The sequence below is a fragment of the Streptomyces sp. V1I1 genome (assembly GCF_030817355.1).
Taxonomy (GTDB): domain Bacteria; phylum Actinomycetota; class Actinomycetes; order Streptomycetales; family Streptomycetaceae; genus Streptomyces.
On sequence record NZ_JAUSZH010000001.1, the window covers coordinates 2,715,264 to 2,727,833 of the forward strand.

Here is a 12,570-nt window from a genome sequence, read left to right on the forward strand (position 1 = left end):
TCGCCCCCGCGCTAACGCACTTGGGCGGTGTGCGAATGGCGACGACGTTACTGGCCTGCACGGTTGCAGGGGAGAGTCGGAAGTCGCCGTAATCTAAAGAGATAGACCCCGTCCGTACCAGGAGCATGTCTTGTACTTCACCGATCGCGGCATCGAGGAGCTGGAGAAGCGACGCGGCCAGGAGGAGATCACCTTCGAGTGGCTCGCCGAGCAGCTGCGCACCTTCGTCGACCTCAACCCGGACTTCGAGGTCCCGGTGGAGCGCCTGGCCACGTGGCTGGCGCGGCTGGACGACGAGGACGAGGACGAGTAGGGAGCGTAGGGCCGGGGATCGGGAGTCGCGGGTCGGCCCGGTCTGCTGATCCGGGGGATCGGGGGTGGCCGGTCCCGGTGGCCCGGGGGATCGGTGGTGGCCCGGTGCTGGTGGCCCGGTCCTGGTGGCCCGGGGGATCGCGGCTCGGCCCGGCTAGCCGACCGCGTTCGGCCGACCCGGCTGACCGGCTCCGTCGGACCTGCCCGGCTCCCGCCGCACCCGGTCGTACACCAGGCTGAGCGCCCCGTTCGCAACCAGCACCACGCCCGCCGCCGCCCAGCCCAAGCCGCCGGAGCGGCGGGCGAAGCCCCAGGCCAGCAGCGGCACTCCCGCCGCCAGCTGGGCAGCCCCGAGCAAACGCGCCTTCGGGCCGCGGAGCCAGGAGCCCAGTGGGCCTTCCTCGACCGCGTGGAGGTCCGCCCGTACGGCATCGCGCCAGCCGGACCACTCCACCGTCTCCGCGCCCAGCTCGCGGGCGACCGACCGCAGCCGGTCTGCCGGTTCGCCCGGGGCCAGGCCCGTGGGCAGGGCGAGTCCGGTCCGCGCCAGGACCGCGATCAGACCGAGCAGCCGGGCCCGCGCGTCCGCTTCCGGATCGGGCCGGGTGAGCGGCTCCAGCGCCTGCAGATCGAGTACGGGATCGAGCCCGAGCCGGGCCGCGAACGTCTGCATCGCCTCGTCCTCGCCGACCGGCGTACCGTCCGCGAGCCAGATGTAGCCGACGGGCCTGCGGAAGCCGGAGGCCAGGGTGAATCCGGCCCGGTCGCCGTCCCACCACAGGGCGAGCACCGGCCGGTTCGCGCCCACGGCGAGCGCGGCCGCCCAGCCGGCCAGCACCCGGTCGACCGGTTCGCCGCCGTCCAGCCAGGGCTTTCCCTCCGGGACGAGCACGCTCCACTGCTGCCCGGCCGGGGCGAGGAGCTGGCGCTCGCGCAGCAGATGGGCCGGGGGTCGTACGGCAGCCGGTTCGGCCCGGCACAGCAGCAGCGCTCCCACGGGTGTCGGATTCATGGCCCATACGCTAGGCCAGTTCGTCCGGGTAAGGCGCCAAATGCCCTCCTAGCAGCCCGGCATCGTGCTTGACATCCCTCAACCGCGATATATCGTGTTGAGCAGAAGACGCGATATATTGCGTCGCAGCCGCCCCGGGAGGTCAGCACCATGGCAGAGTCGACGTGGGAAGTCTCTGAGCCCAAGAAGCTCACCTTCGACGACCCCGTTACGGCACTCAATGTGCGCATCGTCAATGGAACGGTCAACGTCGTGGGCACCGACGAAGGTTCCGCCCGCCTCGAGATCTCCGAGATCGAGGGCCCCCCGCTGGTCGTAACCCAGCAGGGCGCCACGCTCACCGTCGCGTACGAGGACCTGCCCTGGAAGGGCTTCCTCAAGTGGCTCGACCGCAAGGGCTGGCACCGCAGCGCGGTCGTCTCTCTCGCCGTTCCGGCCGGCTCGACCGTGGAGGTCGGCGTCGTCGGCGCGGGAGCGGTCGTATCCGGGATCCGGGGGACGACGGCCGTACGCGGCATCAGCGGCGACACCACGCTCGTCGGGCTCTCCGGCGCTGTCCGGGCCGACACCGTCTCCGGGAATCTGGAGGCCCAGTCCGTCACCGGCGATCTGCGGTACAACTCCGTCTCCGGCGATCTGACGGTGATCGAGGGGGCGGGCTCGTCCGTACGGGCCGAATCCGTCAGCGGCGACATGGTCATAGACCTCGACCCGGCGGGCAGGCCCACCGACATCCGGCTGACCACGGTCTCCGGTGAGGTGGCGATCCGGCTGCCGCACCCCGCGGACGCGCAGGTCGAGGCGAACACCGCGAGCGGCTCGGTCTCCAACGCCTTCGACGACCTGCGGATCAGCGGCCAGTGGGGCGCGAAGAAGATCACCGGCACGCTGGGCGCGGGTACGGGCACGCTCAAGGCGACGACCGTGTCCGGTTCGATAGCGCTGCTCCGCCGGCCGCCCGCGGAGGACGAACCGTACGACGCAGCCCCCACCGGAAAGGTGCTCTGACATGCCGCCCGTCTTCGCCCATGGCCGTCTGCGGCTGTATCTGCTGAAGCTCCTGGACGAGGCTCCGCGCCACGGCTACGAGGTGATCCGGCTGCTCGAGGAGCGCTTCCAGGGGCTGTACGCGCCTTCGGCGGGCACGGTGTACCCGCGGCTGGCCAAGCTGGAGGCCGAGGGTCTGGTCACGCACGCCACCGAGGGCGGCCGCAAGGTCTACTCGATCACCGACGCGGGCCGCGAGGAGCTGGCCGGGCGCAGCGGCGAGCTGGCCGACCTCGAACTGGAGATCCGCGAGTCGGTCTCCGAGCTGGCCGCGGAGATCCGCGACGACGTGCGCGGCGCGGCGGGGAAGCTGCGCAGCGAGATGCGCGCGGCGGCGACTCAGACGCGGACGACGTCCGGCACGGAGAAGGACTGGGGCGACAAGGAGTCGTGGCGGGCGGCCAAGGAAGAGCTGCGCAAGGCCAAGCAGGAGTGGAAGGAGCAGGCGCGCCGCGCGAAGGACGAGTCGCGCCGGGCCCGTGAGGACGCGCAGCAGGCGCGCCGCCAGGCGAAAGAGGCGCAGGAGACGGCCCGCCAGGAGATGCAGCGCATCGCCAAGCAGGTCCAGGACCAGGTGCAGGACCACTTCGCGCGGGGCGACTGGCCCAAAGGCGTAAGGGAGGGCCTGTCGGAACTGAGCGCGCAGTTGGGCGGCCTGGCGCGCGGCACGACCGTGGTCCCGGAGCCGGGGCCGGAGCCCGAGCCGGGCTGGGTGAAGGACACGACGGACTCGGGCGACCCGGCCCGCGACCTGGACCGCTTGCTGGACCGCTTCCGCGACGACATCAGGGACGCGGCACGGGACCACGGCGTTACGCCCCAACAACTGGCTGAGGCAAGGCGCCACTTGTCCACAGCGGCGGCCCACATCGGAGCGCTGCTACGGAAACCGGGGCCCTGAGGGCGCGACCGCGGGGCGCGGTTCTGGGGTCCGGGTCGCCCGGGACCGCGGGGCGCGGGATTGGGGCCGCTCCGGGGCTCGTATTCTGGACTGCTTTCCTCACCGCGCTTCGCGCGAGCTGCGCCGCTTTACGTCCAGAACACGACCCCTGCGCGCCCCCCGCACCGGAACGATCCGGGGGACCCCGAGTCGCGAAGCTGCCGCGCTGCCGCTCCGCCTGGGGCCGAGCCAAGCGGCGCGAAGCTGCCGCTTCCCGCGGCGTGTGGGGGCGTCAGCCCCCACACCCCTCCCCCCGGGGGGCCTGGGGCACCGCCCCAGTTCCGGGAAGGGGCGGGGTGGGGTGGGGGAACAAACAGCCCGACCCGCGTACGCCGGCACCCCGCACAGCCCCAACCCCCCCCCGCACCGCGGACCGCAAGGTCACCCCGCCCGCGCCGCCCCGCCCCCGTACATCACCCGCTCCACCGCCTCGTACGTCGCCCCGTGGTCCGCCAGCACCTCCGCCACCACCCCCCGCCGCGCCGTCAGCGCCAGCAGCAGATGCTCGCCGCCGATCTCGCGGTCCCCGCGGCCCGCCGCGATGCGGAGCGACTGCACCAGCGTGCCCTTCGCCTCCGCGCCGAAGGGTCGCCGACGCGACCACCGCGTCTTCGACACCCCACCCACCTGCAACGCCCCCGCCCCATGCGTCTCCTCGATCTTGGAGACGATCCCGGCCACATCGATCCCGAGCCCCGCCAGCGCATCCATGTCCGCCTTCGACAGACCGCCCCGCCGCCGCGCGTCCGCCAGCGCGTCCTCCACCGACCCGCGCCGGTCCATGATCCCCAGCGCCCTGAACGCGAACGCCGTCCGCGTCCCCTCCTGGTCGAGCATCGCCAGCAGCAGGTGCTCATCGGTGACGGAGTCCGCGCCCGCCCGCTCCGATTGTTCTACCGAGCCCGTCACAACATCACGGGCATCCTTGGTGAAGCGCTCGAACATCACTGCCTCCCGTACTTCTTGTGTACGGCCTGCCGGCTGACGCCCAGCTCGGCCGCGATCTCCTGCCACGACCAGCCCTGGTTGCGGGCACTGCGCACCTGTACGGCTTCGAGCTGCTCGAGAAGTCGCCGCAGCGCGGCGACCGCCCGCAGCCCCACCCGCGGGTCGCGGTCGCCCGCCCGCTCGGCGAGATCGGTTGCTTCGGTCATGACTGTCAACCTACATTGACAGTTATCCACTGTCAACCCTCGTTGACAGCACCTCGCCGTACCGTGGTCTCGTGATCGATTTCCGTACGCCCTCGTCCCTCACCGGCAGCCTCGACGTCCAGTGGCATGCCGGCTGGCCCTCTCCGAAGCACGACCCCTCCCCGGAGATACAGACGCATGCCTACGACGAGCACACCGTGATCCTGCGGCAGAACAAGTCCGTGCATTTCGAAGCCCCGTTCCTCTTCCTGCTGTTCGGGAACGAACGAGCGCTGCTGCTGGACACCGGAGCGACGGCCGACCCCGCGCACTTCCCGCTGCGCGCGACGGTCGACGCGCTGATCGAGCGGTGGCTGGCCCGCCATCCGCGCACGGAGTACGGGCTGGTGGTGGCCCACACCCATGGGCACGGCGACCACATCGCGGGCGACCTTCAGTTCGCGGACCGGCCGCACACCGAGGTCGTCGGACCGTCACTCGACGAGGTGCGGGGCTTCTTCGGGTTCGAGGACTGGCCGGACTGCCGCGCCGAGCTGGACCTCGGCGGGCGGGTTCTCGACCTGCTGCCCGGCCCCGGGCACCAGGAGGCCGCGGTCGTCTTCCACGACCGGCACACCGGACTGCTGCTGACCGGCGACTCCCTCTACCCGGGTCGGCTGTACGTCCAGGACACCGCCGCCTTCACCGCCACCGTCGACCGGCTGCTCGCCTTCTGCGCGGCCACCCCCGTCAGCCACATCCTCGGCTGCCACATAGAGATGACGACCACCCCGGACCGGGACTACCCCCGCGGCACCACGTATCAGCCGGACGAACCCCCGCTCCAGCTGACGACGGCGCATCTGAGGCGGCTGCGCGACGCCCTCGCCGCGCACACGAGCCAGTGCGGCGACTTCATCGTGGTGTACGAGGAGTGACGGTGACGTCGGCCGTGACCATGACCGCGATCCGCGCCCCGGGCCGGGCGAGGACCCGCACCGTCCCCGGTCTGCCCGCCGGCACCGTCCGGGTGCTCGTCCAGGCCGGGCCGTCCACGGCGATACGCCAGCCGCTCGGGCCAGGAGGCAGGGAGACCTCTGTCATGCCCGCCCGAGCGGACGCCCGGTACACCAAGCGGTACGTCCCGGTCCCCGGCTCGTACGCATCGGACGCGACCCGCCCCGCGACGGCCGCCGCGTACGGCGCCGCGGTCTGCTCCTTGTTCGTACGGAACAGGCCCCGGTCGTCGACCGCGCAGTAGCCGCCGCCGTAGCACCAGACGTAACCCGCCCAGCCCGAGCTGTAGCGGTTCAGGGAGGCCAGCGCCTCGCGGTAGAAACGGGACATGTTCGGAAGGGAGTTGTTGAGGGGACCCCACTCCCCCACCACGACCGGGATCCGCCGCTCCTTCGGGTACGCGGTGACGGCTGCCTCGTACGACTCGATCCAGCCCGCCGACGGGTCGTAGTCCGCGCCCGCCTCCATCGCCGTATTGTAGAAGTGCGGGGCGTAGACGACCTTCGGGTCCTCGATCCTGCCGAGGCCCGTGGGGAGGCCTTCGCCCACGATCGGGGTCGGCTCGACGAAGACCCAGTTGCCGTCGTCGGCCGAACGGACCGCGTCCGCAAGGCGGTTGTACATCGGCGTGAGCTGATCGCGTTCGATCCGGCGGGCGGCGGTGGGCAGATCCTCGCCCGCGCGCAGCTCACCCATCGGCTCGTTGATCAGGTCGTAGCCGAGGACGGCCGGATGGTGCTCGAAGTGGTCGGCGATGACCTGCCACATCCGCGCCTGCGCCCGCCGCAGGTCCTCGTCCTCGTAGAGGTGGGTGAAAGCACGTTGTACAGCCGGTTCGAAGTACTCGGAGAACCAGTCGTCCGGGTGCGGGGTGAAAGGCAGTCCGTCGGTCCTCGTCGCCCACTCCGGGATGCCGCGATGCCCGAAGGCAGGGCCGAAGACATCCTGGTGGGCGTCGATGAGCACCTGGACGTCGTATTTCCGCGCCCAGTCCAGGATCCGCTCGATCTTGCGCAGATACGCCGCGCTGTAGTGGCCCTGCCGAGGTTCGAGGTCGTCCCAGAAGACCAGCAGGCGGGCGAAGTTGAAGCCCTTGGCGCGCATGTCACGGAAGTGCTTCTCGGTGATGGCGGAAAGCGCCCGCTCGCCGCGGTTCGTCTTGTCCTCGACGTTCCAGCCGCGCAGGGTGAGGGTGCGGCCGCGGTCGTCGGTCAGGCGTGGGATGGCGTCGGGACCGCCCGGGTCCGCGGCGGCCGGAGCCCCCACGGCCCCGACCGTCCCCGCGGACCCCACGGCCCCCGCGACCCCGACGGCCCCCGTGAACAGCAGAAGAGTGCAGCAGACCGCCGCAAGTGCCCGGATCGTTCGGCGCGTACGCATGGGGCGGATCCCATCAGCACACCTGACGGCCCATCAAGAGGGCGTCAGCACGATCTTTCCGAAGAGATCGCCGCCGGCCATCCGCTCGAAGCCTTCCCTGGCCCGGTCCAGCGGCAGCACCTCGTCGATCACCGGCCGCACCCCTGTGGCCGCGCAGAAGGAGAGGAGATCCTCCAGCTCGTCCTTGGAGCCCATGGTCGAGCCGACGACCTTCAGCTCCAGGAAGAAGATCCGGGTGAGTTCCGCGTGCGAGGGGCGGTCGCCACTGGTCGCGCCGGAGATCACCAGCGTGCCGCCGGGCCGCAGCGACTTGATCGAGTGCGACCAGGTCGCGGCGCCGACGGTCTCCATGACAGCGTCCACCCGCCGGGGCAGCCGCGCGCCCGGTTCGTACGCCTCCTCCGCGCCGAGTTCGACGGCCCGCTTGCGCTTGGCCTCGTCGCGGCTGGTGGCGTACACCCGCAGTCCGGCCGCCTTGCCGAGGACGATCGCGGCGGTCGCGACGCCGCCGCCCGCACCCTGGACGAGGACCGAGTCGCCGGGCCGTACCCCGGCGTTGGTGAAGAGCATGCGGTACGCCGTGAGCCAGGCGGTCGGCAGGCAGGCGGCCTGCTCGAAGCTGAGCTCCTTCGGCTTGGGCAGCAGATTCCAGGTCGGGACTGCGACCTGCTCGGCGAAGGTGCCCTGGTAGCGCTCGGTGAGGATGGAGCGCGGCTCGTCCGGGCCGACGCCGTGCCCGGTCTGGCCGATGACGGAGTGGAGCACCACCTCGTTGCCGTCCGCGTCGATGCCCGCGGCGTCGCAGCCGAGGATCATCGGCAGCTTGTCCTCGGCGAGGCCGACGCCGCGCAGCGACCAGAGATCGTGGTGGTTGAGGGAAGCGGCCTTGACGGTGACGGTGGTCCAGCCGGGGCGGGACTCGGGGGCCGGGCGTTCGCCCAGCTCCAGGCCGTTGAGCGGGGCTTCACGGTCGATGCGTGCGGCGTAGGCGGCGAACATGACCTTGAGAGTAAGGCGGGCCGGTGCGCGGCGGAACCGCGCACCGGTGTGACACGCGTCCCGCCGGACCTGCACCGAGTCCTGCGCATGCCTCGCGGCCGCCCCGGATCCACCCGATCGGAGGAAGCCCCGGCCCGATCGGAGCAACCCCCGGAGCGAATGTGGGCCCAGCAGCAGCGCCCAGCAACCGCGACGGGCCGTGCCGGACCCCCTCAAGGGGTACGGCACGGCCCGTGCGCGTACATACTCAGGAGCGTCAGCGCCTGGCGACACCCTCGGCGCGTGCGGCCGCAGCCACCGCCGCCGTGACCGCCGGAGCCACCCGCTCGTCGAACGGCGACGGGATCACATAGTCCGCCGCCAGCGCGTCACCCACCACGTCCGCCAGCGCGTTGGCCGCGGCGATCTTCATGCCCTCGGTGATCCGGGATGCCCGGACCTGGAGGGCGCCCGCGAAGATCCCCGGGAAGGCCAGCACGTTGTTGATCTGGTTGGGGTAGTCGCTGCGCCCCGTCGCCACCACCGCCGCGTACCGGTGCGCGACCTCGGGGTGCACCTCCGGGTTCGGGTTGGCCATGGCGAAGACGAAGGCGCCGGGCGCCATCGCCGCGACCGCGGGCTCCGGGACCGTACCGCCGGAGACGCCGATGAAGACGTCAGCGCCGGCCAGTGCCGTCTCCAGCGAGCCGCTCAGCCCCGCCCGGTTGGTGATCTCCGCGAGCTCCCGCTTGACCGGGGTGAGGTCCTCGCGGTCCTGGCTGACGATGCCCTTGCGGTCGGCCACGGCCACATCGCCGATGCCCGCCTCCAGCAGGAACTTCGCGATGGCCACGCCCGCAGCGCCCGCGCCCGAGATGACGGCGCGCAGATCACCGAGACCGCGCCCGGTCAGCTTCGCGGCGTTGCGCAGCGCGGCGAGGGTCACCACCGCCGTGCCGTGCTGGTCGTCGTGGAAGACCGGGATGTCGACCCGCTCCTGGAGCCTGCGCTCGATCTCGAAGCAGCGGGGGGCCGAGATGTCCTCGAGGTTCACCCCGCCGAAGGACGGCGCGAGCCGCACGACGGTCTCGATGATCTCGTCCGTGTCCGTCGTGGCCAGCGCGATCGGAACTGCGTCCACGCCCCCGAACTGCTTGAAGAGGATGGCTTTCCCCTCCATCACCGGAAGCGACGCCTCCGGTCCGATGTCGCCAAGACCGAGCACCGCGGTCCCGTCCGTCACGACAGCGACGACCTGGGACTTCCAGGTGTAGTCGTGGACGAGCTCCGGCTGCTCGGCGATCGCGCTGCACACCTTGGCGACACCGGGTGTGTACGCGAGGGAAAGGTCGTCCTTGTCACGCACCGGCACCGTGGCCTGGATGGCCATCTTGCCGCCGCGGTGCAGCGCGAAGGCCGGATCGAAGGGCTCCTCGGGAGCTCCCTCCGCACCGTCTTCGCTGTCGCTGCGAGGATTGACGATCTCCGCTGCCATTTGGTTGACCCCTTAAGTCTTCATCAGTTGAGGGTGGCCACTCCTGGTTGAGGAGGGGTGGGCGGGCACCGCGTCCGTGCCCTGCCTCAGCGGTTGGCCCGCCTGGCAGGGGGAGGTACGTACGCGCGGGCGCGCCGCACACGCGCCCTGAGCCCCGGATGAGGGGTGTAAACGTCCTTCTTACCTGACCGATGGCCCCGGCGACGAGTCGATATCCGCCTGCTGACATGACTCATGGCCGAATGTCAGGACACGTCAGCTTTGCGCCTGAAAATCCGCGCGAAGTGCCTGACGGGCCGCAGATCTTCCGGTCGGAAGAAGGCATTCCCGTGAAAGGTCCGGCCTTGATGTACCGGCCCGAGGGGGTCCGGGGGTGTCCCGTTACCCGATTTTGACATGCGCTGCCCCCTGATTGGGCTAGTCCGAATGGCAAGATGCCGAAAACACTCAAGGTCGCGACACTCGAAGATGAGTGCACGACCGACAAAACGCGCCCCCTCACCCGCCGGAGGATCCCGACCATGACCGCAAGCAACGCCTGTCGTACGACCGCAACCAGGTCCCGGATCGCCGCGGTCGGCGCGATCGCGGTCGCCGGCGCACTGCTGCTCACCGCCTGTGGTGACCAGACAGACTCGGGCTCGAGCACCAAGGAGTCCAACGGCGCCACGTCGGGCAAGCTCTTCGACAAGCTGCCGAAGAAGTACCAGGACTCCGGCGTGATCAAGGTCGGCACCGACGCCGCCTATGCGCCGATGGAGTTCGAGGAGGGCGGCAAGATCGTCGGTATCGACCCCGACATCGCCGCGGCCCTCGGCAAGGAGCTCGGCGTCAAGTTCCAGTTCACCAGCGGCACCTTCGACGGCCTGATCTCGTCGCTCAACAGTGGCCGCCAGGACATCGTCATGTCCGCCATGAGCGACACCAAGGCCCGCCAGCAGGGCCTGGACGACAAGGGCAAGAAGGTCGGCGAGGGCGTCGACTTCGTCGACTACTTCACCTCCGGCGTCTCGCTCCTGGTCAAGAAGGGCAACCCGGAGAACATCAAGTCGCTCGACGACCTGTGCGGCAAGAAGGTGGCCGTCCAGCGCGGCACGACCTACGAGGCCACCTTCAAGACCCAGGCCGCCAAGTGCAAGACGGACGGCAAGGGCGCGCTCACGATCGAGGCGTTCGACACCGACGCCGAGGCCCAGACCCGCGTGAAGTCCGGTGGCGCCGTCGCCGACCTCAACGACTACCCGGTCGCCGCGCACATCGCGAAGACCGCGGGCGGCGGCAACGACTTCGAGGTCGTGGGCGACCAGACCGAAGCCGGCCCGTTCGGCATCGCCGTCGACAAGGACAACGCGCAGCTCCGCGACGCGCTCAAGGACGCCCTCAACGCCATCATCAAGAACGGCGAGTACGAGAAGGTTCTGGAGAAGTGGGACGTCAAGAACAGTGCCGTGACCGAGGCGACCATCAACGCCGGCAAGTAATCCGGCGTTCTCTCGCCTCAAGCGTTCACTGAAGGGCAGTCACTGTGACTGACAAGTTCGACAAAACGCCCGCCGACGAGCCACCAGCGGATTCGGCGGTCAGCAAGGGGGCGTTCGTTCCCCCTGAGCAGATCAAGGCCATCCCGGTACGGCACTGGGGCCGCTGGGTCAGCGGTGTCGTCGTCGTGGCGTTGCTGGGCCTGCTCGTCTACTCGTTCTCGCAGGGCGACGTCAACTGGGGCACGGTCGGGGACTTCATCTTCGACGACCGGATCCTGGCGGGCATGGTCAACACGGTGCTGATCAGCGTGCTGTCGATGCTGATGGGCCTGATTCTGGGCGTTGTTTTCGCGGTCATGCGGCTGTCGAAGAACCCGGTGACGGGTGCGGTGTCCTGGCTGTACATCTGGTTCTTCCGCGGCACCCCGGTGTTCGTGCAGCTGCTGCTGTGGTTCAACCTCGCGCTGATCTTCCCCGTCCTGAACCTCGGGTTCTACAAGGACGAGATGGTCGACGTCATGACCCCGTTCGTGGTCGCCCTGCTGGGCCTGGGCCTGAACGAGGGCGCCTACATGGCCGAGATCGTCCGGGCCGGCATCCAGTCGGTCGACGAGGGCCAGACCGAGGCGTCGCACGCGCTGGGCATGCCCGGCGGCAAGACCATGCGGCGGATCGTGCTTCCGCAGGCGATGCGGGTGATCGTGCCGCCGACCGGGAATGAGTTCATCAACCTGCTCAAGACCTCATCCCTGGTGTCCGCGGTGCAGTACACCGAATTGCTGCGCGCAGCGACGAACATCGGCTCCACGTCGTTCGCGGTCATGGAGATGCTGCTGGTGGCCTCGGTCTGGTACCTGGCTCTGACCAGCGTCTTCAGCGTCGGCCAGTTCTACGTCGAGCGGTACTACGCTCGCGGGTCGCTGCGGCAGCTGCCGCCGACGCCGTGGCAGAAGATCAAGGCCAATCTGGCGATCGGCCGTCCGAAGGGAGGCGTGGCATGAGCGCCATGGTGAAGGCGGAGGGCGTCCACAAGTCCTACGGCCCCGCGCACATCCTCAAGGGCATCGATCTGGAGGTCGCCCCGCAGGAGGTGTTCTGTCTGATCGGCCCCTCCGGGTCCGGTAAGTCGACCTTCCTGCGGTGCATCAACCACCTGGAGAAGATCAGCGCCGGCCGGCTGTCCGTCGACGGCGAACTCGTCGGCTATCGCCAAAAGGGCGACAAGCTGTACGAGCTCAAGGACAGCGAGGTCGCACTCAAGCGCCGCGATATCGGCATGGTCTTCCAGCGCTTCAACCTCTTCCCGCACATGACGGCCATCGAGAACGTCATGGAAGCGCCGATCCAGGTGCGCGGCGAGGCCAAGGCGGTGGCCCGTGCCCGTGCGGAGCAGCTGCTGGACCGGGTGGGCCTGTCCGACAAGGCCAGGAACTACCCCGCCCAGCTCTCCGGCGGCCAGCAGCAGCGCGTCGCCATCGCCCGCGCGCTGGCGATGGAGCCGAAGCTGATGCTCTTCGACGAGCCCACCTCCGCCCTCGACCCCGAGCTGGTGGGTGACGTCCTCGACGTCATGCGCGGCCTGGCCGAGGACGGCATGACGATGATCGTCGTCACGCACGAGATGGGCTTCGCGCGTGAGGTCGGCGACGCGCTGGTCTTCATGGACGACGGCGTGGTGGTCGAGTCGGGCCACCCGCGCGACGTTCTGACCAACCCGCAGCACGACCGTACGAAGTCGTTCCTCTCGAAGGTGCTTTAACTCGAAGGTGCTTTAA

Annotated in this window: 13 protein-coding genes; 7 read left to right on the forward strand and 6 right to left on the reverse strand. The window is 70.0% G+C overall.

What is annotated here, in order from left to right:
* Window positions 1-130 precede the first annotated feature (130 nt).
* Window positions 131-313, forward strand: a complete 183-nt coding sequence (locus QFZ67_RS12635) for a DUF6104 family protein (RefSeq protein ID WP_307661186.1) — start codon at window positions 131-133, stop codon at window positions 311-313.
* A gap of 153 nt (window positions 314-466) precedes the next feature.
* Here QFZ67_RS12635 and QFZ67_RS12640 read toward each other — a convergent pair whose 3' ends face one another.
* Window positions 467-1,324 (reverse strand): hypothetical protein, encoded by an 858-nt coding sequence (locus tag QFZ67_RS12640; RefSeq protein WP_307661187.1) that lies wholly within the window; start codon window positions 1,322-1,324, stop codon window positions 467-469.
* Between the two features lie 150 nt (window positions 1,325-1,474).
* Here QFZ67_RS12640 and QFZ67_RS12645 point away from each other — a divergent pair, with 150 nt between their 5' ends.
* On the forward strand, window positions 1,475-2,332 hold the full coding sequence (locus QFZ67_RS12645; protein WP_307661188.1) for a DUF4097 family beta strand repeat-containing protein: 858 nt from the start codon (window positions 1,475-1,477) through the stop codon (window positions 2,330-2,332).
* A gap of 1 nt (window position 2,333) precedes the next feature.
* Window positions 2,334-3,272: a PadR family transcriptional regulator gene (locus QFZ67_RS12650; protein WP_307661189.1), complete on the forward strand. Its 939-nt coding sequence runs from the start codon at window positions 2,334-2,336 to the stop codon at window positions 3,270-3,272.
* Between the two features lie 420 nt (window positions 3,273-3,692).
* On the opposite strand, the gene QFZ67_RS12655 is transcribed toward QFZ67_RS12650, so the two are convergent.
* Window positions 3,693-4,256, reverse strand: coding sequence for a Clp protease N-terminal domain-containing protein (locus tag QFZ67_RS12655; RefSeq protein WP_307661190.1), 564 nt, complete (start codon window positions 4,254-4,256; stop codon window positions 3,693-3,695).
* Window positions 4,256-4,465, reverse strand: a complete 210-nt coding sequence (locus QFZ67_RS12660) for a helix-turn-helix domain-containing protein (RefSeq protein ID WP_018571396.1) — start codon at window positions 4,463-4,465, stop codon at window positions 4,256-4,258. The genes QFZ67_RS12655 and QFZ67_RS12660 overlap by 1 nt, the downstream gene beginning before the upstream one ends.
* A gap of 71 nt (window positions 4,466-4,536) precedes the next feature.
* On the opposite strand from QFZ67_RS12660, the gene QFZ67_RS12665 reads away from it, so the two are divergent.
* Entirely contained in the window at window positions 4,537-5,382 is an 846-nt protein-coding gene (locus tag QFZ67_RS12665; protein ID WP_307661191.1) for an MBL fold metallo-hydrolase, read from the forward strand.
* Here the strand turns inward: QFZ67_RS12665 and QFZ67_RS12670 are convergent.
* From QFZ67_RS12670 to QFZ67_RS12680, 3 genes are all read right to left on the reverse strand, one after another.
* Entirely contained in the window at window positions 5,360-6,841 is a 1,482-nt protein-coding gene (locus tag QFZ67_RS12670) for a cellulase family glycosylhydrolase (RefSeq protein WP_307661192.1), read from the reverse strand. The two genes, QFZ67_RS12665 and QFZ67_RS12670, sit on opposite strands and share 23 nt — an antisense overlap.
* 33 nt (window positions 6,842-6,874) lie before the next feature.
* Window positions 6,875-7,840 (reverse strand): zinc-binding dehydrogenase, encoded by a 966-nt coding sequence (locus tag QFZ67_RS12675; RefSeq protein ID WP_307661193.1) that lies wholly within the window; start codon window positions 7,838-7,840, stop codon window positions 6,875-6,877.
* 256 nt (window positions 7,841-8,096) lie between these two features.
* The gene (locus QFZ67_RS12680; protein ID WP_307661194.1) at window positions 8,097-9,314 is read right to left on the reverse strand and encodes an NADP-dependent malic enzyme; all 1,218 of its coding nucleotides are present in this window, start codon (window positions 9,312-9,314) and stop codon (window positions 8,097-8,099) included.
* Between the two features lie 521 nt (window positions 9,315-9,835).
* Between QFZ67_RS12680 and QFZ67_RS12685 the strand changes: the two genes are divergently transcribed.
* The 3 genes from QFZ67_RS12685 to QFZ67_RS12695 are packed head-to-tail and all read left to right on the forward strand — an operon-like array spanning window position 9,836 to window position 12,554.
* On the forward strand, window positions 9,836-10,795 hold the full coding sequence (locus tag QFZ67_RS12685; protein ID WP_307661195.1) for an ABC transporter substrate-binding protein: 960 nt from the start codon (window positions 9,836-9,838) through the stop codon (window positions 10,793-10,795).
* A gap of 44 nt (window positions 10,796-10,839) precedes the next feature.
* Complete coding sequence (locus QFZ67_RS12690; protein ID WP_307661196.1) at window positions 10,840-11,796, forward strand: amino acid ABC transporter permease; 957 nt, start codon at window positions 10,840-10,842, stop codon at window positions 11,794-11,796.
* Window positions 11,793-12,554 (forward strand): amino acid ABC transporter ATP-binding protein, encoded by a 762-nt coding sequence (locus QFZ67_RS12695; RefSeq protein WP_307661197.1) that lies wholly within the window; start codon window positions 11,793-11,795, stop codon window positions 12,552-12,554. The genes QFZ67_RS12690 and QFZ67_RS12695 overlap by 4 nt, the downstream gene beginning before the upstream one ends.
* Window positions 12,555-12,570: the final 16 nt, after the last annotated feature.